Origin of the sequence: Cognatundibacterium rugosum, assembly GCF_014284365.1 — a bacterium.
GTDB classification, from domain to species: domain Bacteria; phylum Pseudomonadota; class Gammaproteobacteria; order Burkholderiales; family Burkholderiaceae_D; genus Undibacterium; species Undibacterium rugosum.
In genome coordinates, this window is sequence record NZ_JACOGG010000011.1 from 1 (window position 1) to 22,069 (window position 22,069).

Below are 22,069 nucleotides of genomic sequence, written 5' to 3' on the forward strand. Positions count from 1 at the left end.
CCAGAGCGCAGCCAGCGTTCTCCTGCAGATAGTACTCAACAACCTGTACTTTGAATTGCTTTGTATATTTACTCATGAAAACACCCCAAAAGTATGGACGGGTGTCCAACTTTTGGGGTGCAGTTCAGTTCAGGTGCCGTTTTTTTTCGTTGATCTTAACCTCAATGGTACGATTATGAAGGCAGATGTGACTGGGATTTACTCACTGCTCAGATGCAGCTTCAGCTTGCTCAACGCAGCTTCCAGCTGTGCGAAATCTTCCTCGCTATAAGCCTGAAAACGGACTGCTCCGGCCTCAACCACTTGCGGGAAAATCTCTGCAAAGACTTGTTCACCCTTAGGCGTGAGCTGGATGAAAAAATGGCGGCGGTCTTCGATGCTGCGGCTGCGCTTTACCCAGCCTTGCTGTTCCAGGCGATCAAGCACGCCGGTTAAGGTGCCTTTGGTGATCAGGGTTTTTTCACCGAGTTCTTTGCACGTCATTCCTGGCGTGTTGCCTAGCGTGGCGATGATGTCGAACTGAGATGGTGTGAAGCCGAAGCGCCGCACATTACGCGCTGACGCATGTTCAAACAATTGCATACATTCCGATAACAACCGTATGCTGCGCAGATAAGTCTTATTCATAATGAGAGGAAGTGATACTGATCTGAGCAGACTGTTGTGATCTGCTCAGATTAGTATTTTGTCACCGCGGCGCAGGCCGTTGTGACAAAACATGAAGCGACTGCAGGCGGATTAGTCAGCGCGGATCGCTTCAACCTGGATCGCCAAGCGGACTTCCGGAGCGAAGCGTGGCAAGCCGTAGTTCAGGCCAAAATCAGAGCGCTTGAATTCTGCCGTTGCATCGGCACCGCAGACTTCTTTTTTCAGCATAGGATGCTGGATGCATTTGAATTTGTTGATTTTCAGTGTCAGCGGTTTAGTCACGCCTAACAGGGTGAATTCGCCTTCAACCGCAACGGGTGTGTCGCCTTCAAATTTGATGGCGTTCCCTTTGTAAGTCGCGGTTGGGAATTTGGCGACATTGAACATGTCCGGGGACTTTGCATGTTCATTCATTTTTTCGTGACCGAAATCAACCGAGTTGGCATCGATCGTGATGTCAACGGTACCGGTTTTTGCCGCACGGTCCAGTGTGACTTTACCGCTGGTTTTATTGAATTTGCCGCGCCATACCGAGATGCCGAAGTGATCGGCTTCGAAGCTAGGGTAGGTGTGGCCAGGTTCGATGACGTAGCTGTCAGCGAAGGCTGGGGCTGCGCTCAGCAGTAAAGTGGCGGCGATCAGTTTAGTCAATTGCATGGGATAGCTCCTGTGTGAAAAACTTAAGGTTGTGTGACTACGTGAAATTTAATCGTGACTTCATCGGCGACCATGCTGGTATCTTTCCATTCACCTTCACCGATGTTGTAAGTCAGACGTTTAATAGGTAAAGCACCATCGAAAACCTGCTTGCCGCCCTCTTGTTTGATCGTGACCGGGAAGCTCACATTGCTGGTCTTGCCTTTGATGGCCAGGGTGCCGCTGACATCCAGTTTGCCGGCACCAGCTGCTTTCATCGCGGTACTGGTAAAGCTGGCTTTAGGGAATTGCGCTGCGTTAAACCATTCTTTTTTCAAAACTTCTTTGTTGTATTCCGCGTCGCCCAGATCAAAGCTATTGAGCTCAATCTCCACATTCGCTTTGGAGCTTTCTGGTTTGGCGGCGTTGTAGTCGATATTGGCGCTGAATTTTTTGAACTTGGCATCGACCGGCACATTCATTTGCTTGAACACGATATTCACCTGGCTCTTGCTGGTATCAACTTTCAATACGGCTGCAAAGGCAGGAATGGCCAGCACAAGAGCAGCCATGCTGGCGGCCCAGCGGGTACGGCGTGACAGATAGGGTAAGTGTTTCATCAGATTTCCTTATGGGTTGGATTTGCCTGGCATCATGCGGCGCATCAAGCCATCTTTATCGATGACCTGGTGCTTCACAGCGGCGGCGATATGCAGCAGGACTGTGACCAACATGAGGTTGCTGAGTAATTCGTGAATTTCTTTCAGTGTGTGTTTCAGTTCTGGTGCCGGGGCGATGATGCTGGGCAGCTCGATCAAGCCCAGGTAGACCACAGGATAACCTGCTGCGCAGGTATAGACATAGCCCGACAGCGGAACGGCAAACATCAGCACATATAAAAATACATGGGTGCCATTGGCGACCTTCTTTTGCAATGCACTCATATGTGCCGGATACGCCGGTGCCTGGGTCAGCAAACGACTAATCAGACGCAGTGCGACAAGACCCAACACCGTCACCCCTAACCATTTGTGATATGAGTAGTATTGCAGTTTGGTCGGGCTGATGCGCATATCGGTCATGATCGAGCCCAAGATAAAAGCAGTGACGATCAGCAGTGCCACCAGCCAGTGCAGGATGATGGTTGGAATGGCATAACGGGTCTGATTATTCATAGTCTTTCCTTTAAACTGACACAAAAATTATTCTGACGTGACGTACAGAATCAGAGTATGCGCTAGCTGCGCTGTGATTGCTGCGCTTATTGTGGTCTTGGTCCATGATGCAACTTTTGTGGCTTGGTCACTGTCCAATACTTCAATGACATTTTTAAAAAAATAATTAGTTCGCATTAGGACTAATATAGCAAAAAAAATGAAAACGTGCTGAGCAGGTCAGTTTTTGGAATCTGGGACACAGGCAGCATAATAAAGAAAGACAAAAAAGCCAGTCTGCAGTTCGTTCACTGCAGACTGGCTTTTGGTTTGCTGAGGACTCCAGCATACTAGGTGTGACACGCTGGCAATCAGCGCATCGCACATTGCTTAGACGCGTTTGCTTAGGCTCAGATTGCTTTTGCGAGCTTGACAGCGATACCGGTGTAGTTGGCAGGTGTCATGGCCAGCAGCAAGTCTTTGGCGTCTTGCGGGATCGCCAGACCTTCGACGAATTCACGCAATGCTTGCTTGGAAATGCCTTTGCCACGAGTCAATTCTTTGAGCTGTTCGTAAGGGTTTTCTATGCCATAACGACGCATGACGGTTTGCACCGGTTCAGCCAGTACTTCCCAGGTTGCATCCAGATCTGCTGCCAGACGTTCAGGATTGGTTTCGAGTTTATTCAAACCACGCAGGCAACTGTCATAGGCCAGCAAGGTGTAGCCAAACGCAACGCCGATATTGCGCAATACCGTTGAATCGGTCAGATCACGCTGCCAGCGCGATACCGGTAATTTTTCCGACAGGTGGCGCAGCAAGGAATTGGCCAGGCCCAGATTGCCTTCTGAGTTTTCAAAGTCGATAGGATTGACCTTGTGCGGCATGGTGGATGAACCGATTTCACCTGCTTTGGTCTTCTGTTTGAAATAGCCAACGGAGATATAACCCCAGATGTCACGGTTCAGATCGAGCAGGATGGTGTTGACACGCGCAAACGCATCGAACATTTCTGCCATGTAGTCATGCGGTTCGATCTGGATGGTGTAAGGGTTGTAAGTCAGCCCCAGACGTTGTTCGATCACGTTTTTGGAAAAACTTTCCCAGTCATAGGCTGGGTAGGCGGATAAATGCGCGTTGTAATTGCCGACTGCACCATTCATCTTGCCGAGTATCTCTACCTGTTCTATGCGCTTAACCGCACGTTGCAAACGTGCGACTACGTTGGCGATTTCCTTGCCCAGTGTCGTCGGGCTGGCAGGCTGACCATGGGTGCGTGACAGCATAGGCACTTCTGCATTCAGATGCGCGAGTTCGGTCAGTTTGCTGATGACTTTTTGCAGCGCCGGTACCATGACCTGATCACGTGCTGTTTTGAGCATCATGCCATGCGAAGTATTGTTGATATCTTCAGACGTGCAGGCAAAGTGGATGAATTCGCTGGCGGCAGTCAGCTCTGCGGAGCTGGCTACTTTTTCCTTGAGCCAGTATTCGACCGCTTTCACGTCATGATTGGTGACGGCTTCGATTTCCTTGATGCGTGCCGCATCGGTTTCGGTGAACTCAGCCACCAGTTTGTCTAACAAAGCATTAGCTTCAGCCGAGAACGGTTTAATTTCATCAAAGCCAGCCTGGGATAAGGCTTGCAACCAGGAGACTTCAACTTTGACGCGATGATGCATAAAACCAGCTTCAGACAAAGTGGCACGCAGAGCATCGACTTTCGCAGCATAGCGGCCATCGATAGGGGAGAGGGCGGACAGAGAGGATAAGGACATGATCACTCGATTTTGTAGAGAAAAAATGGGAACTGCCGTTGCAAAATCTCCCTCAGGCTTTTCTTGCTCAGCACCTACTTTCCAAGTTGTTGCTATGTGGAATGAAGTTGCTCAGAAAAGTTGATTTGGTGCAAAAGTCTCATGGAGGGCTTGCGCAAAAAACAACAGAAAGCATGAAATTTTTGCCAAACTTGCCAGAGCTCATGTTCACTGGGTAATCATGGTGAAATGATATGAATGCCGGGAGTTCTTGCATGAATGCGCGGATTTTACCATTTTGTGGCTTGAAAATCTGAACTTTCCCCTTTGTGTTGCAATGCAATAGGTATTTTCCCGTGGCAAGGGAGCGGCAATCGCCGATGGTATAATCGGCGCTAAATTAATTTATCAAAAACTATGAAACTCTTAGGCTCTACGACCAGTCCATTTGTCCGAAAAGTCCGCGTTGTTCTGGCGGAAAAAAAACTCGACTACAGTTTTATCCTTGAAAACGTATGGGCGGCAGACACGACCATCCAGCAGTCCAATCCTTTGGGCAAAGTCCCTTGTCTGCTGATGGAAGATGGTGCTGTGATGTTTGATTCACGCGTGATTGTGGAGTATCTGGATACCCTGACCCCGGTTGGTAAGCTGATCCCTGCGCTTGGCCGCGAACGTGCTGGTGTGAAGTGCTGGGAAGCACTGGCAGATGGCGTGCTGGATGCGGCTATCCTGATCCGCCTGGAAAAAACTTTGCGTCCGGCAGAGCAACAAAATGAAGAGTGGGTACAGCGTCAGTGGAGTAAGGTCCATGCCGGTTTGAAAACCATGTCGACTGATCTGGGAGAGGCGACTTTCTGTGCAGGTAATCATCTGACACTGGCTGATATCAGCGTGGCTTGCACGATGGGATGGCTGAGTTTCCGTTTCCCGGAAATTGACTGGCGTACGGATTATCCTAACCTGGCCAGGTTGTTCGATAAATTGTCTGAGCGTCCTTCGTTCAAGGACACGATTCCACACTGATAGCAGGCTATGCGCCACGCGGCAGTGTAAAAACACAAAGGGATGGCCTGGCGGCGCATCCCTTTTTTTATTCCTCAGCAGACAGCTGGGATTGCAGATAATTCTGGATACCGATTTTCTCTATCAGTTCTAACTGGGTTTCCAGCCAGTCTATATGTTCTTCGGTGTCTTCCAATATCATTTGGAACAAGTCGCGCGATACATAATCGCTGCAAGCTTCACTGGTGGCGATGCCTTCTTTCACGGTTTTTTGTGCAGCTTGTTCCAGCTTCAGATCGCACTGCAGCATTTCCAGTGTGTCTTCGCCTATCATCAGCTTATGCAGGGCTTGCAGGTTAGGTAAGCCGCCCAGCATCAGTATGCGGTCGATCAGCTTGTCCGCATGCTTCATTTCACCGATGGATTCTTGGTATTCTTTTTTAGCAATTTTTTCAAAACCCCAGTGCTTGTACATGCGTGCATGCAGGAAGTATTGGTTGATTGCACTCAATTCATTGGTTAACTGCGCATTGAGCAGTTTGATGACTTTGGCATCGCCTTTCATTTTCTTTCCTTTCGTAAACGGAACAGGCCCACGCTCACATCATAGCAAGCGCGGGCCAGGGTAGGTGGGAAATATCAGGAGTCTAGTGAGAAATGGATGGTCGCCGTAGCGATCATCGCGAGTGCTTTGCCATCTTCATGATAGGGCTTGAACACAGCACGCATGATGGCGACTCTGGCCGCATCATCCAGCCTTGGGAAGCCGGAAGACTGATGGACTTCAATTTTCTCTGCCTGACCTTTGTCATTCACCAGCACCCGCATCACTACTTTGCCTTCTTCGCCCATACGGCGTGACAAGGAAGGATATTCAGGGCGCGGCGGACGCAGATACTCGACTGCGCTGACGGATTTTGGTGTGGCCGGTGCCGGTGGCGTTGGGGCAGCACTGACCACCACTGGCGCGTCAGTCTTAGGCGGAGGTGGCGTGTCATTGACCACCGCAGTAATACTATGTGGGGCGGGTGGTGTGTTGACTACTGGGGTAGGTATCACAGGCAGTTGTATGTCTGGCTGTTTCAGGCTGACTGGTTTTTCGACGATTTTTGCCGGAGGTGGCGTGACTGGTTTTTCCGGCTGCACAAAAGTCATCACAACTTCTTCCGGCATGACCTTAACTACATGTGAAATCAGGCCGTTTTGCAATGCATAGAATAGGGCCGCGTGCGCCAGTACGATGCCTGCCATGGGCAAGAAACGACGCCAGGAATTAGCCTGGCCAGACAGGGAGAACTCAGAATTCACGACGGCATTCATGCTGGCATAGCCTCAACTGGCATTTGCAATTTGTGCAGCAAGAGCTGCAAGCCAGATTGGGATGTGGTTTGCTGTGCGCAGTCGCGCAATACCTGACGCGCGCAACCTGCACATTTACCGCAGCAGGTGCCGACTTCCAGATTGTCACGGATAGCGGCGAAAGTCGTCATGCCTGCATCGTAGGCGCGCTGTATCTTTTTCTCTGACACGTTATGGCAAACACAAACTATCATGCAATCCTCACTGGCTTTTTGCTGTTGGTTTCAGGCATTTCCCGGTGTGAGCCAGGAAAAGCGTTTTAATTTGCTAGGTGGTGGCAGACGCTGATCGATCAGCCCTGCCCATTGTTCCGATAACTGCTGGCACGTCGCTTTGACTACGGGTGCTAAATCAGGCAACTCTGACAGGGCTTTCAAATGGCGCTCTATCACTGCTGCCAGCTTCAGACAAGCCTGGTCTTTATCTGCTGCATTGGCGTTCACGCTGTAGTGCGACATCAGATGCAATACAGCCGATACCAATAAATCTGGCTGAGTCGAGCTGCGCTCAGTGCTCGCTGTAGCCTGGGTCAGAGGTTCATACGTCATGGTATTTCTCCATAGAAGGGTATGGTGTCCGACTGGCTGCGAGGGGGAGTCTCACTGGCTGGCTGACCATGCCTGGCTCATGCTGTCAAAATCAACTTATTCAACTGTGTGACACGCAAGCGATAAATCCTGCCTTCGTGATCAATTTCTAACTCGCGTGACTGTTGCATCAGTTCCTGGCTTTTCAGACGTGGAACAGGCTTGCCATGCACACTCTGCGCTTTGGCTGGCAGGGCGGGGGCAAGTGGATTTGTTGTATCAAATTCAGCCATATTCACTCCGGTAATCTAAACGAGAACAATTCTTATTTAGATTATTGTGTAAACCCGGAAAATTTGCAAGCGATTTTCTATCGCGGGAATAGAAATTCACTATCTCTTGTGTAATCGCAAACGAAACAGCCAAGAAAAAACCCACGCGTTGCGTGGGTTAGGGCCTGTCGTGCTGTTGCGCTGCTTATTGTTTAGTCTGGCGATCCGCCATTTTCTCACCCAGACGCACAGGTCTGGCGGCATTCCACTCGCTATTGAACGCTACCGTGGTTGGCGGGAACAACAGCACCACTGTTGAGCCGAGTAGAAAGCGTCCCATTTCCTCGCCTTTTTTAAGCATGATTTTTTTTGAAGCATAATCCCATTCCTGAATTTGGCCAGGGCGTGGAGGATTGACTACGCCATGCCAGACCGTGGCCATACTGCCGACGATAGTGGCGCCGACCAAAACCAGCACGAAGGGGCCAAATGCCGACTCAAAATGGCAGACGACGCGTTCATTCCTGGCGAATAAGCCCGGCACACCGCGCGCCGTGGTTGGGTTGACCGAAAACAAGTCACCTGGCACATATACCATGCGCAGCAGCTTTGCATCGCAAGGCATATGAATACGATGGTAGTCACGCGGGCTCAGGTAAATGGTGGCGAAGTGACCATCCGTGTAACGCGCTGCCGACTGACTGTCTCCGGCCAGCAATGCGGTGGTCGAGTAATGGTGTCCTTTGGCCTGGAAAATCTGATCTTTTTCAATCGGCCCAAGCTGGCTGATGGCGCCATCGACCGGGCATATCCAGTCAGATTTCGCGAGCGGACGGGCGCCAGCTTTTAGCTCGCGCGTGAAAAATTCATTGAAGGAGGTATAGCTGCTGAGGTCAGAATTTTTCGCTTCCTCCATATTTACCTGGTATTTTTCAGCAAACCAGCTGATCAGGTGTGTCGTCAGCTTACCTGCGCGGGCATTGGCAATCCGGCCAGCAAAGCGGGTCAGGGCAAGTTTAGGCAGCAGATATTGAGGAAGAACGGCAAGTCGATCAGACACAGTGGAAACCCCTGAAATGAAGTGGTCGGGAATTATAACGTCGTGCCGTGATAGCGACTATGATTTGTTCATGCTGCAATGCAGATCGGTCTGGTTACTGACTGCGTTCGTGAGCGTATGACACATGCACTTCACGAGTTTGCGGTATACTTGGGATCTGATAGTTAAATTTAATTAATTCGATAAATTTAATTGTCTTTGTAAATGTTGCGGCTGGTATTAAGATACGCACATTCCCGTTCAACAAGACTTTCAACCACGAAGGAAACGCTATGTCTCTGATCAATACAACTGTTAAACCATTTAAAGCAACTGCTTACCACAATGGCAAATTCGTCCCGGTTTCCAGCGAAGATCTGGCTGGTAAATGGTCGGTATTCGTGTTCTACCCAGCTGACTTCACATTTGTCTGCCCAACAGAACTGGGCGACCTGGCTGATCACTACGAAGAATTCAAAAAACTGGGCGTAGAAATCTACTCAGTTTCTACTGATACCCATTTCACACACAAAGCATGGCACGACACATCTGACACGATAGGTAAAATCCAGTACCCAATGCTGGCTGATCCTACACTGCAGATTTCCCGTAACTTCGAAGTACTGATCGAAGAAGAAGGTCTTGCATTGCGTGGTACTTTCGTTGTGAATCCAGCTGGCGAAATCAAAGTGATGGAAGTGCATGACAACGGTATCGGACGCGACGCAAAAGAATTGCTGCGTAAAGTGCAAGCTGCACAATACGTAGCGAGCCATCCAGGTGAAGTTTGCCCAGCAAAATGGACACCAGGCGCGGAAACACTGACACCGTCTCTGGATCTAGTCGGTAAGATCTAAATTCTGACTAAGTCAATCATTACTTAAGCAGGATTCCTCAGCGCTGCATTTCCTGTACCGCGACAAACTGGCTGCAGTCAGCCGGTTGCCAGCAGCGGCGCTGAGGAGCTGTACAGCTCTAAAAAACAGGAAACACAAGACGACCCCAGCGGCTTGATGGCTCGCGATGCTGAGTGCTTTGATGCAACTCCGTGATAGCCCGCCCTGGACCTCATTTTCTTCATTCCTGAGAAAGAAGCATCATGTTAGACAATACGCTCAAAACGCAATTAAAAGCTTACTTAGAACGCCTGACCCGTCCGCTGCAATTAGTGGCATCGCTGGATGACAGTGATAAGTCCAGGGAAATGCAGGAGTTGCTGCGCGAGATCGCTGAGTTGTCTGACAAAATTTCCGTGGTCGAACAACGCGATGATGCGGAAAGAAAACCATCGTTTGCGATCACTTCCCCTGGACAGGCGATTTCCCTGCGTTTTGCAGGCATCCCTATGGGACACGAATTTACCTCGCTGGTACTGGCTCTGCTGCAGGCCGGTGGCCATCCGCCGAAAGTGGATGCAGATGTCATTCAGCAAATACAGCAGCTTGATGGTGATTTCCATTTCGAGACCTATATTTCCCTGAGCTGCCAGAACTGCCCTGAAGTGGTGCAGTCTCTCAATCTGATGGCAGTACTCAATCCGCGTATTAAATCGGTCACGATAGACGGCGCGTTGTTTCAGAGCGAAGTTGAGCAGCGTCAGATCATGGCGGTCCCGACGGTGTATCTGAACGGTCAGGTCTTCGGTCAGGGTCGTATGTCAGTAGAAGAAGTACTGGCGAAACTCGATACCGGTGCGACCCAGCGTGCGGCAGAAAAGCTGAATGCCAAAGCGCCTTACGATGTCCTGATCGTCGGTGGTGGGCCGGCTGGTGCGGCCGCAGCGATTTACGCCGCCCGCAAAGGCATACGTACAGGCGTAGTGGCTGAGCGTTTTGGTGGTCAGGTGTTGGATACCATGTCGATAGAAAACTTTGTTTCCGTGGCGGAGACCGAAGGACCGAAATTTGCGGCTGCACTCGAACAGCATGTCAAAACCTATGACGTTGAAATCAGCAATCTGCAACGTGCAGAAAAGCTGATACAAAAAGATGGCATGACGGAAGTGCAGTTAGCCAGCGGCGCAACGCTGAAAGCAAAAAGCGTCATCCTGGCGACCGGTGCGCGCTGGCGCGAAGTGAATGTGCCGGGTGAAAAAGAATACCGTAACCACGGTGTGGCTTACTGCCCGCATTGCGATGGCCCGCTGTTCAAGGGCAAGCGCGTAGCCGTGATTGGTGGTGGTAACTCTGGCGTGGAAGCGGCAATCGATCTGGCCGGTATTGTCAGCCATGTCACCTTGCTTGAATTTGCCGCAGAATTGCGTGCCGATGCCGTTTTGCAGCGCAAGTTACACAGCTTGCCGAATGTGACCGTGATCACCCAGGCGCAAACCAGCGAGATCCATGGCGATGGCCAGAAAGTGAATGGCATCAGCTATAAAAACCGCAGCGATGACAGTCTTCACCGCATTGACCTGGAAGGTGTGTTTGTACAGATCGGCCTGGTACCGAATACGGAATGGCTGAAAGACACGCTGAGCCTGTCACGTCATGGTGAAATTGAAGTTGATGCACGTGGCCAAACCTCGCTGCCAGGCGTGTTTGCCGCAGGCGATGTGACGACTGTGCCCTACAAGCAAATCGTCATTGCGGTTGGTGAGGGTGCGAAAGCTGCACTCAGCGCCTTCGATCACCTGATCCGCCAATAAACCTATCCACTCAGTCAGCCCTGAACACACGCGGGGCAGACTTCTGCCCCGGTTTTCCAGTGATATGGAGACCGGTTTTTTTCTTTTTGGGACGATATTTTGTAGATTTGACATGTCTTAAATTGCAATAAAGTGTGGTTGCAAAATAAATAATTGTTATAATGTGTAACTTATATAACAATTCGTTTGGCTATGACTCTCTTTCCTCAGAGCTTGCGTCACTTTCTTGGCTGGCAATATCCCGAAAGGCAATTGATGGTGAGTCTGAGCTTGCCAATGGTGAAAACAGCGGCTGCACCTGTGCTCAATGATTTGCATCAGTTGCAAAAAAAGCGCGATAACGATGAACAGGATGTAGCATTTTTGCGGCTACTGTTACAGAAGCTCCGCCAACTGAATCGCTGTCGTCTGCGCGTCACCTCTAGGGAAGAATTCAATCATACGCTGGCCGCCTTGTTTTACCCGCTGGCGCAGGCAAAGCTTATGCAGTATGGCAGGGATGGAGGGGTGCCAGATCGCCAGAGCCGTGCTCAGGTGTTGGATACACTGATCGCAAGTTGTGCTGAATTCGTTAATTCTTATATCGTCATCACTCAGTACTATCAACGATGTTCACGTTTTCGTTATGCCCGATTCATCAATAAGTCGGATTTGGCATCGGCCCGGGTGCTGGAATTTCTGAAGCTCAAACAAAGTCTGAAAGCCTTGCGTTATCAAGAGCTGAGTCCGCGTGCCTGGACATTTGCCAATACCCTCATGCATCAAATTGTGGCTGCCGGGCGGCAGGATGAACTTCTGTCTCCGTTGGAGCGTAGCTATGGCAGGGACACTGAGCTGGAGACCATACGCGTTCGCGATGTATATCTGTCGCTGCACATGGTACAGCGCTTACAACTCAGTTACTGGCCGGTGCAATGGCAAACTTGGTTACTGCGCTCCATCGGACTGGGCGATTTGAAAATTGCGCTGGGTAATGCAGCCTCAGGCGCACCTTCACGTCATACCTCACTGGTCTATTGCGGAGATGAGCAGCCGACCCGCTTCGTGGCTGTACCGGGCCAGACTGGGCCAGCGCCTTTGGTATTGCAATGGGAGTCCTTGCAACAGGCGCTGACTGCAGACCTGGCTCAGGTGCTGCGCGCACGCAGAGGCCTGGAGGCAGTCAGCTTATCGCGTCATCTGAGTTTGTTTGGGCCCACTGAGCGGCTGGCGCTGGCGCAATTGCAGTTTGAGCGCTTTCAGGCTTATCCTGCCAGCGTTGAACTGAAGCTGGACCAACAGCGAGAAGTACCGGATTTACGGATTTTTATCGGTTTTCAGAATGTATTTTCCTTACTGCGCCACATCGGAAATGGGGGCGACTGGAAGGCGGTTGGTGAACGTATGGTCGACTTGCTGGCGCGCCATTCCGCCGTATTTTCCGATGACGCAGAAGGCAGTGAGCAAAGTTCCTGGATGATACGCCATCAGGATGCACAGCATCTCTGCCTGTCGACTCAGGAAAGTCGCCATACCACGCGGATGCAAATCGGTGATCTGGCTGCCTATATGCTCGAGCAGACAGATTGGCATACGCCTAAACTGGGTGTGATTCAGCGTATACTGCGGCCACAACCTGGACAGTTGCTGATCACCATACAATTACTTTGTGAGAATTCACAAGCCGTTTTGATCGACAGTCAGGCCGGTTTGTCCTCTGCGATTCTGAGACAGAACGACGATCAGGGTTCTGCACTGTTACCTGCAATTTTGGGCGGACGAGAGGAATTCACACAATTGTTGCTGCCCACTGGTGTACGCACGCGTGAAGATGGAACGCTGCAATTGCAAATACATCAGGCACAAGAAACAGCGCAACTGGGGCATATGATCAGTGCGAGTAAAGGATTTACGCTGTATGCACTGCGGCGCCGGCCACAAGTTTTGCCGGCCGAGCAAGCGGCAAAACCAGCACCAGCCATCCAAACTAAGCAAGAGCTGAGTCTGAGCGAGAGCGAAGCTACATTGCTGCAATAGCACGACGGTGCCTGGTCGCAGATAGTCCTGAATATGGGCCGGCGACGGACGTTGAATAGAGAAGAAGCGGGGCCGCTGGCCCCGCTATTGAGGATCATTGCGCAGGAAGATATCAGCGATTTGTTTCTGCTGCTTTATTGCTAATCTGCAGGAAAGGAATCACACCACCGGTCGTGGTTGGCAGACGGCCATCCCATTTTTCTATCGCTTTAGCCTGGTTCTCCACTTCACGTAAACGCAGCAGTTCCGGTGTGACTTGCTGGCGTTGCAGTGCCAGTGCTTCGGCTTCTGCACGAGCCCGTGAGACTTTTTGTTTGGCCTCGACTTCTATCCTTTGCAGGTCGCGCTCAGCCTTCATTTTTAACTGATCAGCGGTGGTTTTTGCTTCAATTGCTTCATTGAAGGTCTTGCTGAAGTTGAAGTTGACTATCGAGAATTCATCCACCACCAGGCCATGTCTGGCCATCCTTTCCTTGAGTGCCAGTACGATCTCATCACGCACCTGGGACCGCTTGGAAATCAGCTCTTCGGCGGTAAAGCGTGCGGTCACTGCTTTCACCGCTTCCTGTACGCTGGGAATAATGATGCGTTCACCCGGTTCATTACCAAGATCGCGATAGACCGATACCGCAGCGTCGGGGCGTATGTGGTAATTGATGGCGATCTTGGTATGTACGGTTTGCAAGTCCTTGGAGGCCGCATCGCCGTCACCTTCGCCTTTTTGTATCGCGACTGAGACTCTGTGCATATGCTGAGCGACCGGCCACACAAAATGCAGGCCTTCGCTATAGACTTGGTCAGATGGCTTGCCAAAGGTGGTCAGCACACCGCGGTACCCGGCGGGTATGGTGGCAAACGGATTCAGGATTAGGATCAGAAACAGAACGCCAATTGCAGCGGCGATTTTTGGGAGAGCACGCATGATTTTCCTTATTGATGTTGTTTGGAAAGCATGCTGAGTATAGTGAGAAACAAACAACTTAAAACGGTAATTGTTTCAGCAATCCACCGTTCTGTCGGAGAATGATGTGAGCACGCAACAGCTTGTCAGCCTTCACGATCCATGTCGGCCAGTTCTGACGCAGGTGCTCTGTGCTTGGTGTGGCTTTGCACCGGATCCTGATATAACCAGGGCAACACAAATTTAGTCATTTCTGAAGCCGCATGGACCGGTGCCTTAGCCTGATGCGCCACTGCACTGCAAATCGCTTCAATCAGGCATAGCGCCGCACCTTCGGAATTTGGTGAGAATTGTCGGCGGGTTTGTGCAAACAGGGTGACATTGGCCATCGAAGCCAGCGGAGAACTGGGTGCATCCGTTAAGGCCAGAATCGGCACATTTTTTTCTTTCAGCTGACGCAGGATGGTGACTACATCATCGGCATAACGTGGGAAGGAAATACCTATCACCAGGTCTTTTTCTGTGTACTTAAACAACTGCCTTGCTACGGTGGATGGTCCGGCGGTTCCCATCGTTGATTGTACGGTATTGCAAAACGGATCTAAGCTGTGTGCCATCAAGCCGCCTAAAAATCCGCTGGCGCCGTAGCCGATGATGTAGATACGCTCGGCGTTTAAAATCATGCGTACTGCCTGATTGCACAGTTCAGGGTCCAGCCCGCGTCGGGTGGCTTCCAGGTTGGTCAGATCTTCGTTCAGAGAGCCCGCGATAATTTCTGTACTGGTGGCAGGCCGTTGTACTTCACTGCGTAAGTTATCAATCGGCACCAGCATCGCTTCGAAACCGCTCACCAGCTCCGCACGGAACTGAGGATAGCCTTCGAAACCCAGTGCACGTGCAAAACGATTTGCTGTTGCAACAGAAATGCCGACGGCGTTGGCCAGTTCGTCTATCGACATTGTGGCGGAGCGGAACACATTGGTCAGCACATAATCTGCGGCTTTTTTATGGGCTTTCGACAGGTTCATATAGACCTTGCCGATGCGGGCATTGACGGTTCCACCCAGGGCTTGCTTGTCAGGACGATTCATGATGGCTGGCTTTTCCAGTGTAAGGGAAATGTAAATATAATTTCATTAATTTGAAATGTAAAGTAATGAAACGTATCAAGTCAGAGAGGTGTTTTTTTCTGTCCGAATACAGATATTCTCACCAGCAATGCTGAATTATCGCCAGATTATTTTAAAAAATTCAAATATTATTTATAAAAATTCAGAAATGATGCGAAAAGCAGCGTGTTATCTGTAAAGTGTATAAGCTAATTTGAATTTTTAGTGGTGGGTCATCAGTTGCGGAATACGTACGCAACTGATGGAGTAAAGGAGGGGGCGTAGCGTTTATTCAGCCTGATGGATGATGCCACCGCCGAGGCAGACATCGCCGTCGTACAGGACGGCAGACTGACCAGGCGTCACTGCCCATTGTGCATCCGGGAAGTGCAAACGGAATTGTTCGGTATCGCCGGCAAACTCGCAGGCGACATCAGGCTGACGATAACGGGTTTTGGCCGATAGCTGGGCTTGCGCAGGTGCATAACCGGCGACCCAGCTGACTTGCGTGGCTTCCAGCTGTGCAGATAGCAGCCAGGGATGATCATGACCCTGAACTACGTACAAGGTGTTATTCGCCACATCTTTACGGGCCACATACCAGGCATCGCTGCTGCCATCGGCATTCTGATGGGACTTGATGCCGCCTATGCCTATGCCTTTGCGTTGACCCAGCGTATAAAAACTCAATCCTACGTGTTGACCGATGACCTTACCCTCCGGCGTCTTGATATCGCCGGGCTGATACGACAGGTAACGGTTCAGAAATTCGCGGAATGGACGTTCGCCGATAAAACAAATACCGGTTGAGTCTTTCTTTTTTGCATTTGGCAGTTGTAGTTGTTCCGCGATTTTACGGACTTCCGTCTTGTGAATTTCACCCAGCGGGAACAGGGTATTGGCCAGTTGCTTCTGATTCAGCCTGTGCAGAAAATAACTCTGGTCCTTGCTGGCATCCAAAGCCTTAAGCAATTGAAATTCACCATTCACTTCGCGCACTCTGGCATAGTGACCGGTTGCGATATAGTCAGCGCCCAGCTTCATCGCATGATCGAGGAAGGCCTTAAATTTAATCTCAGCGTTACACAGTACATCCGGATTCGGTGTACGGCCAGCTTGGTATTCACGCAGGAATTCGGCAAACACACGGTCTTTGTATTCGCTCGCAAAATTCACTGCTTCAATGTCCACGCCGACCACATCGGCAACGCTGACCGCATCGATCCAGTCTTCCCGGGTGGAACAATATTCGGAATCGTCGTCGTCTTCCCAGTTTTTCATAAACAGGCCAATGACTTCATAGCCTTGCTCTTTTAATAGCCATGCCGATACCGAGGAATCTACCCCGCCAGACATACCGATTACTACACGTTTTTTACTCATAATGCGCTCGGGTGGGTAAATAGCAGCGAAAGCGGAGCGCGCTTGCCGCGTAAGTAGTCATCCACACATTGCAGCACCAGCGGGCTGCGATGGATGTGTTCAGAATTCAGAATATCGTTATAGCTCATCCAGACCGCTCTTAAAATACCGTGATCCAGCGCGCGTCCGGTGTCAGCGCCCGCATCACCAGTGAAGGCAAAGCGCAAATAGGTGACCTGTTCCTGGGTGGATGGTGAGGTAAAGGTCGACAAATAGGTCCCTACCAGCGCAGTCGGCGTAAATTCATATGCCGTTTCTTCCAGGGTTTCACGGATCACGGCCTGTTCCAGTGATTCTTTCGGGTCGAGATGGCCCGCAGGCTGGTTAATGCGCACCCCGTCAGGGGTTTCCTCTTCCACCATTAAAAAGCGGTGATTGCGCTCAATAATCGCGGCGACGGTGACAGATGGTTTCCAGATGGCAGACATAACTTCTTTCGGTAATAGAACCTGAGCGAACACTTTCGCGCTATCAGGGTGTGCAATCAGTGTGCCGATAGGACCGACGCGACAGGAAAATGGTGCTTCAGGATCTAAGTAAGTCCGACATTTTACTTGGCTGTCACATTTTGTGTGGCGAAGCAGCAAATTTGGCGATGCATTTGCTAATGCAAATTCTGTCTATGGGAATTTTTTTTAATGTGAAATGGTTGCTGTCTCGAAATTTGAGTTTGTTTTTGCTTTGGTGTTTTGATGCTAAGCCTCTGTTTTTTATGCAAAAAATATCATGCGGCTTCAGTCTGATTCTTGGGGCATATTTCAAAAAGATGGTGAAAGTAGCAAATGATTTGAAAAAACTTCGTTTGTTCCGTCCAACAGAATCCATGTAATATCGTTGTCGAATATGACATGTAAGATTGTGGTAAGCATATTGCGCATGTCACAGACTGTGCCGCGGAACCAAGGAAAGTCCGGTTGCGATGTCCAGACTGAGGATTGGTACTCCCCAAAAGGGAATTCCGTCACGAGATTTCACAGCGGGGTAAACCCTCAGTTTGTTGAACTGAATATGAAAGTAGGAATGGAGCCCTGATTGCGGCGGCTAATCATAGCCGGATCCGCTTATCGCTGCATTCCTGAAAGAAATTGCTTAGCGTACTAACGAGAACGATTTTATTTTTACATCATCAGGGAGCACATCTATGAAAATCGGCATTCCCGCCGAGACCCGGCCGGGGGAAACACGCGTTGCGGCCACCCCCGAAACCATTAAGAAGTACGTTGCCGCAAAACATCAGGTCATCGTGCAGTCTGGCGCAGGAGTAGCAGCCAGTATTACCGATGCAGCCTTTCAGGCGGCAGGCGCACAGATAGGCAGCGCAGCAGAAGCTTTTGGCGCAGAACTGGTCCTCAAAGTACGGGCGCCGGACGCCAGTGAGCGTGCGCTCATGGCATCTGGCAGCGTCTTAGTCGGGATGCTCAATCCTTTCGATGCAGACAATATCAGCGCGATGGCAGCCAGTGGTTTGTCTGCCTTCGCATTGGAGGCAGCCCCTCGCATTACGCGCGCGCAATCGCTGGATGTCTTGTCTTCACAGGCAAACATCGCAGGCTATAAGTCCATCATGCTGGCAGCGAACACTTACCAACGCTTTATGCCTATGCTGATGACTGCAGCGGGTACCGTGAAAGCCGCCCGCGTTCTGATTATGGGTGTAGGCGTTGCCGGTTTGCAGGCAATCGCGACTGCCAAACGTCTGGGCGCCGTGATTGAAGCGTCTGATGTTAGACCTCCGGTCAAAGAACAAGTAGAATCGCTGGGCGCGAAATTCATTGACGTCCCCTATGAGACCGATGAGGAACGCGAAATAGCTCAAGGTGTTGGCGGCTATGCACGCCCTATGCCTGCAGCCTGGATGCAACGCCAGGCCGCGCTGGTCCATGAGCGGGCCAAACAAGCTGACATTATTATCACTACTGCTTTGATACCGGGCCGAAAAGCGCCGGTGCTGATTTCCGAAGACACGGTAAAAGCAATGAAGCCAGGCTCAGTGATCGTCGATATGGCGGTCGAGCAGGGCGGCAACTGTCCACTCTCTGAATTGGGTAAAACTGTCACCAAACATGGCGTACATATCATTGGCGAGCCAAATCTGGCCACGCTGGTTGCCGCAGATGCATCTGCTTTGTACGCACGTAATGTGCAGGATTTTCTCAAACTGATTATCGATAAAGAAGGTGGACTGGCGATTAACCGCGAAGACGAAATTGTCGCCGCGACGCTGATGTGTGCTGCGGGTGAAATACTCAGGAAGTAGCTGGTAAGTCAAATTTACCGAAACACGTATCAGAAAGTTGAAACACCATGCAAAGAAATATGCTCCGCGCCAAAATTCATCGCGCAACTGTAACCCAGTGCGACCTCCACTATGAAGGTTCATGTGGAATCGATGAAGATCTGCTCGATGCTGCGAATATCATCGAGAACGAACAGATCGAGCTGTATAACGTCAATAACGGTGAGCGCTTCTCCACCTATGCCATCAAAGGCAAGCGTGGCAGCGGTGAAATCTCCCTGAATGGCGCTGCAGCCCGTAGGGTGCAACTGGGCGACCTGATGATCATTTGTACTTACGCGCCAATGACGGAAGAAGAAGCGCGTCATTACAAACCGAATGTGGTTTTTGTGAACGCAAAAAATCAGATCACCAGTTTGAAAGAGTATTGAACCGCTCTTAACCGATGCGCGTCGTGGTGTGGTGAAACTGCTTAGTGAAAACTAGGCGAGATACCCGCCACCTGGCGCTGACGCTTGGAACGGTACTGGCTTTGCATGTCTTATTCATTAAAAAGAGAGGACATCATGGAAGTTAGTCATACCCTTACCAACCTCATCATTTTCGTGTTAGCCGTGTATGTCGGTTATCACGTGGTGTGGACTGTAACACCTGCATTGCATACGCCATTAATGGCGGTGACTAATGCGGTTTCTGCCATCATTATCGTTGGTGCCATGCTGGCTGCCGGTCTGACCGAGGGCTTGCTGGCGCAGGTGATGGGCACCCTGGCCGTCGCACTGGCTGCGGTGAATGTATTCGGCGGTTTTCTGGTGACCCAGAGGATGCTGGAAATGTTCAAGAAAAAAGATAATAAAGCAGCAGGCAAGGAGGGCAAATAATGAGTATGAATCTCGTTACGATGCTGTATCTGATCGCATCGGTATGCTTTATCCAGGCCCTCAAAGGCTTGTCACATCCATCCACGGCAAGGCGTGGTAATGCCTTTGGCATGGCCGGTATGGCGGTCGCTGTGTTTACTACCATTGCACTCATCGTGAAGTTGAAAAACGAAGCGGCCGGTTCAGGCCTGGGTTATGGCCTGGTCACGCTCGGTGTGGTGGTTGGTGGCGGTATCGGTGCCACGCTGGCGAAGCGGGTAGAAATGACGAAAATGCCGGAACTGGTCGCAGCGATGCACTCACTGATTGGTCTGGCAGCTGTCTGTATTGCCGTCGCAGTGGTGGCAGAACCATGGATTTTCAATATCACCACCCGTGAAGTTGCGATCCCGTTTGGCAACCGTATCGAGCTGTTTATTGGTACCTTTGTCGGTGCGATCACTTTCTCTGGCTCTGTGATCGCCTTCGGTAAATTGTCCGGCAAGTATAAGTTCCGTTTGTTTCAAGGGGCTCCTGTTACTTTCTCCGGTCAGCATATGCTGAACCTGATCCTGGCGCTGGCGATGGTGGGTCTCGGACTGGTATTTTGCTTCGATGGCGGTGTAGCACCGGCCTGGACACCGTTCCTGATCATGACCGCAATCGCGTTTGTGCTGGGGGTATTGATCATCATCCCTATCGGTGGTGCCGATATGCCTGTCGTGGTGTCTATGCTCAACAGTTATTCCGGCTGGGCTGCAGCAGGTATCGGTTTTTCGCTGAATAACTCCATGTTGATTATTGCCGGTTCGCTGGTGGGTTCTTCCGGCGCAATTCTGTCCTACATCATGTGTAAAGCCATGAACCGCTCCTTCTTCAATGTGATATTGGGTGGTTTTGGTGGTGCACCAGCGGAAGCTGCTGCTGGCGGTGCCGTGCAACGTAATGTGAAGTCCGGCTCACCAGATGACGTGGCTTTCCTGCTGGGGAATGCAGAAACCGTGATTATCGTTCCTGGCTATGGTCTGGCCGTAGCACGGGCTCAGCATGCTTTAAAAGAGCTGACGGAGAAACTCACGCACAAAGGCATTACGGTGAAGTACGCGATTCATCCGGTCGCAGGCCGTATGCCGGGTCACATGAATGTGTTACTGGCAGAAGCGGAGGTGCCTTATGACCAGGTGTTTGAGATGGAAGATATCAACAGCGAATTCGGACAAGCCGATGTGGTCTTGGTGTTGGGTGCGAATGACGTAGTCAATCCTGCTGCGAAAGATCCAAAATCTCCGATTGCCGGTATGCCGATTCTGGAAGCCTACAAAGCTAAAACCGTCATTGTGAATAAGCGATCTATGGCCTCGGGTTATGCCGGTCTGGACAATGAATTGTTCTACATGGATAAAACCATGATGGTGTTTGGTGATGCGAAAAAAGTCATCGAAGATATGGTGAAGGCAGTTGAGTAAGCTTGCTGATTGACATAAAAAAACCGCTTGCAAAAGCGGTTTTTTTTTGAGGGAAAAACGAAACTCAGATGCGCACCAGCGTCGATTTTCCGAACAGACTTTCAATCAGGTCAACGGCCAGTATCGCAGTCTGATTGCGGATATCCAGTGCAGGGTTGAGTTCGACAACATCGAGTGAGCCCATCAAACCTGTGTCTGCGATCATTTCCATACACAGTTGCGCTTCACGATAGGTTGGGCCGCCAAGTACCGCAGTCCCTACGCCCGGCGCAATCTGTGGGTCGAGACAATCCATGTCGAAACTGACGTGGATATGGGTATTGGCATCCACACCGGCCAGCGCAGAGCTCATCGCGTTACGGATGCCGTATTCATCGATGTAACGCATGTCATACACTTGTATTCCCATTTCGTGGATGAATTTTTTCTCACCCGCATCCACACTACGTATGCCGATCTGACGGATTTCATGCGGCAGCATGGCCGGTGTGTGACCGCCATAGCCGATCAGCTCTTTCGGGCCATGTCCCATCAGGCACGCAACTGGCATACCGTGGATATTGCCGGTGGGGCTAATCGTCGACAGATTGCTGTCCGCATGTGCGTCGAACCACAGTACGCGTAGTTTTTTACCAGCCTGACGGCAATGTGCTGCCACTGCGCTGATAGAACCAATTGCGAGACAATGATCGCCACCCAGCATCATAGGAAGATGACCATCGCTCAGAGCCTGCCCAACCGCATCAAACACGGCCTGGTTCCAGTCGATGGCTTCTTTCAGGTGACGCAAGCCGTTGACGGGCTCTTGCCAGGGATTCGCCGGACCGTGCAGATTGCCACGGTCGATTACCTGTAACTGACGTGCCTGCAATGCTTCAGTCAGGCCAGCGACGCGCAGTGCGTCGGGTCCCATGCTTGCGCCTTTGACGCTGGCACCAACATCGGTTGGTGCTCCAATTAAGGAAATGGTTTTCATTCTTTTCTATAAATAAGGCAGGTAAAATAACCGTTTGCC

Annotated in this window: 24 protein-coding genes; 8 read left to right on the top strand and 16 right to left on the bottom strand. The window is 50.7% G+C overall.

Going from position 1 to position 22,069, the window contains the following annotated elements; all coding sequences use genetic code 11:
* Positions 1–198: 198 nt before the first annotated feature.
* The 5 genes from H8K47_RS11175 to purB all read right to left on the bottom strand — a co-directional run bounded on the left by H8K47_RS11175 (position 199) and on the right by purB (position 4,216).
* Positions 199–627 carry a MarR family winged helix-turn-helix transcriptional regulator gene (locus H8K47_RS11175; protein WP_186881494.1) on the bottom strand — a complete coding sequence of 143 codons (429 nt, stop codon included), beginning with the start codon at positions 625–627 and terminating at the stop codon, positions 199–201.
* Between the two features lie 111 nt (positions 628–738).
* On the bottom strand, positions 739–1,305 hold the full coding sequence (locus tag H8K47_RS11180) for a YceI family protein (RefSeq protein ID WP_186881495.1): 567 nt from the start codon (positions 1,303–1,305) through the stop codon (positions 739–741).
* A gap of 23 nt (positions 1,306–1,328) precedes the next feature.
* Positions 1,329–1,856, bottom strand: a complete 528-nt coding sequence (locus H8K47_RS11185; RefSeq protein ID WP_408057896.1) for a YceI family protein — start codon at positions 1,854–1,856, stop codon at positions 1,329–1,331.
* 57 nt (positions 1,857–1,913) lie between these two features.
* Entirely contained in the window at positions 1,914–2,459 is a 546-nt protein-coding gene (locus tag H8K47_RS11190; protein WP_186881497.1) for a cytochrome b, read from the bottom strand.
* A gap of 389 nt (positions 2,460–2,848) precedes the next feature.
* Positions 2,849–4,216, bottom strand: a complete 1,368-nt coding sequence (gene purB, locus H8K47_RS11195; RefSeq protein WP_186881498.1) for an adenylosuccinate lyase — start codon at positions 4,214–4,216, stop codon at positions 2,849–2,851.
* A gap of 396 nt (positions 4,217–4,612) precedes the next feature.
* On the opposite strand from purB, the gene H8K47_RS11200 reads away from it, so the two are divergent.
* Positions 4,613–5,221: a glutathione S-transferase C-terminal domain-containing protein gene (locus H8K47_RS11200; RefSeq protein ID WP_186881499.1), complete on the top strand. Its 609-nt coding sequence runs from the start codon at positions 4,613–4,615 to the stop codon at positions 5,219–5,221.
* Positions 5,222–5,288: 67 nt separating this feature from the next.
* Here H8K47_RS11200 and bfr read toward each other — a convergent pair whose 3' ends face one another.
* The 6 genes from bfr to asd all read right to left on the bottom strand — a co-directional run bounded on the left by bfr (position 5,289) and on the right by asd (position 8,418).
* Complete coding sequence (gene bfr, locus H8K47_RS11205; RefSeq protein ID WP_186881500.1) at positions 5,289–5,765, bottom strand: bacterioferritin; 477 nt, start codon at positions 5,763–5,765, stop codon at positions 5,289–5,291.
* Between the two features lie 74 nt (positions 5,766–5,839).
* A complete protein-coding gene (locus H8K47_RS11210) occupies positions 5,840–6,520 on the bottom strand; it encodes an energy transducer TonB (protein ID WP_186881501.1) in 681 nt (226 codons plus the stop codon).
* On the bottom strand, positions 6,517–6,753 hold the full coding sequence (locus H8K47_RS11215; RefSeq protein ID WP_186881502.1) for a (2Fe-2S)-binding protein: 237 nt from the start codon (positions 6,751–6,753) through the stop codon (positions 6,517–6,519). Before H8K47_RS11215 ends, H8K47_RS11210 begins: the two co-directional genes overlap by 4 nt.
* A gap of 30 nt (positions 6,754–6,783) precedes the next feature.
* Positions 6,784–7,107: a hypothetical protein gene (locus H8K47_RS11220; RefSeq protein WP_186881503.1), complete on the bottom strand. Its 324-nt coding sequence runs from the start codon at positions 7,105–7,107 to the stop codon at positions 6,784–6,786.
* 77 nt (positions 7,108–7,184) lie between these two features.
* The gene (gene hemP, locus H8K47_RS11225; protein ID WP_186881504.1) at positions 7,185–7,379 is read right to left on the bottom strand and encodes a hemin uptake protein HemP; all 195 of its coding nucleotides are present in this window, start codon (positions 7,377–7,379) and stop codon (positions 7,185–7,187) included.
* Between the two features lie 184 nt (positions 7,380–7,563).
* Entirely contained in the window at positions 7,564–8,418 is an 855-nt protein-coding gene (asd, locus tag H8K47_RS11230) for an archaetidylserine decarboxylase (protein ID WP_186881505.1), read from the bottom strand.
* A 272-nt stretch (positions 8,419–8,690) separates the two neighbouring features.
* Here asd and ahpC point away from each other — a divergent pair, with 272 nt between their 5' ends.
* The 3 genes from ahpC to H8K47_RS11245 all read left to right on the top strand — a co-directional run bounded on the left by ahpC (position 8,691) and on the right by H8K47_RS11245 (position 13,060).
* The gene (ahpC, locus tag H8K47_RS11235; RefSeq protein ID WP_186881506.1) at positions 8,691–9,254 is read left to right on the top strand and encodes an alkyl hydroperoxide reductase subunit C; all 564 of its coding nucleotides are present in this window, start codon (positions 8,691–8,693) and stop codon (positions 9,252–9,254) included.
* A gap of 242 nt (positions 9,255–9,496) precedes the next feature.
* Positions 9,497–11,044, top strand: a complete 1,548-nt coding sequence (ahpF, locus tag H8K47_RS11240; RefSeq protein WP_186881507.1) for an alkyl hydroperoxide reductase subunit F — start codon at positions 9,497–9,499, stop codon at positions 11,042–11,044.
* A 192-nt stretch (positions 11,045–11,236) separates the two neighbouring features.
* A complete protein-coding gene (locus H8K47_RS11245) occupies positions 11,237–13,060 on the top strand; it encodes a hypothetical protein (RefSeq protein ID WP_186881508.1) in 1,824 nt (607 codons plus the stop codon).
* 112 nt (positions 13,061–13,172) lie between these two features.
* On the opposite strand, the gene H8K47_RS11250 is transcribed toward H8K47_RS11245, so the two are convergent.
* From H8K47_RS11250 to H8K47_RS11265, 4 genes are all read right to left on the bottom strand, one after another.
* Positions 13,173–13,982, bottom strand: coding sequence for a prohibitin family protein (locus H8K47_RS11250; RefSeq protein ID WP_186881509.1), 810 nt, complete (start codon positions 13,980–13,982; stop codon positions 13,173–13,175).
* Positions 13,983–14,107: 125 nt separating this feature from the next.
* Entirely contained in the window at positions 14,108–15,052 is a 945-nt protein-coding gene (locus H8K47_RS11255) for a MurR/RpiR family transcriptional regulator (protein WP_186881510.1), read from the bottom strand.
* A 306-nt stretch (positions 15,053–15,358) separates the two neighbouring features.
* Positions 15,359–16,453, bottom strand: coding sequence for a tRNA 2-thiouridine(34) synthase MnmA (gene mnmA, locus H8K47_RS11260; protein WP_186881511.1), 1,095 nt, complete (start codon positions 16,451–16,453; stop codon positions 15,359–15,361).
* Positions 16,450–16,920: an NUDIX hydrolase gene (locus H8K47_RS11265; RefSeq protein WP_186881512.1), complete on the bottom strand. Its 471-nt coding sequence runs from the start codon at positions 16,918–16,920 to the stop codon at positions 16,450–16,452. The genes mnmA and H8K47_RS11265 overlap by 4 nt, the downstream gene beginning before the upstream one ends.
* A gap of 713 nt (positions 16,921–17,633) precedes the next feature.
* On the opposite strand from H8K47_RS11265, the gene H8K47_RS11270 reads away from it, so the two are divergent.
* The 4 genes from H8K47_RS11270 (at position 17,634) to H8K47_RS11285 (ending at position 21,054) form a co-directional block, all read left to right on the top strand.
* Positions 17,634–18,749, top strand: coding sequence for a Re/Si-specific NAD(P)(+) transhydrogenase subunit alpha (locus tag H8K47_RS11270; protein WP_186881513.1), 1,116 nt, complete (start codon positions 17,634–17,636; stop codon positions 18,747–18,749).
* Positions 18,750–18,796: 47 nt separating this feature from the next.
* Complete coding sequence (gene panD / locus H8K47_RS11275; RefSeq protein ID WP_186881514.1) at positions 18,797–19,159, top strand: aspartate 1-decarboxylase; 363 nt, start codon at positions 18,797–18,799, stop codon at positions 19,157–19,159.
* A 135-nt stretch (positions 19,160–19,294) separates the two neighbouring features.
* Positions 19,295–19,609: an NAD(P) transhydrogenase subunit alpha part 2 gene (locus tag H8K47_RS11280; RefSeq protein WP_162020465.1), complete on the top strand. Its 315-nt coding sequence runs from the start codon at positions 19,295–19,297 to the stop codon at positions 19,607–19,609.
* Complete coding sequence (locus H8K47_RS11285) at positions 19,609–21,054, top strand: NAD(P)(+) transhydrogenase (Re/Si-specific) subunit beta (RefSeq protein ID WP_186881515.1); 1,446 nt, start codon at positions 19,609–19,611, stop codon at positions 21,052–21,054. Before H8K47_RS11280 ends, H8K47_RS11285 begins: the two co-directional genes overlap by 1 nt.
* 64 nt (positions 21,055–21,118) lie before the next feature.
* Here H8K47_RS11285 and rocF read toward each other — a convergent pair whose 3' ends face one another.
* Positions 21,119–22,030, bottom strand: coding sequence for an arginase (gene rocF, locus H8K47_RS11290; protein ID WP_186881516.1), 912 nt, complete (start codon positions 22,028–22,030; stop codon positions 21,119–21,121).
* Positions 22,031–22,069: the final 39 nt, after the last annotated feature.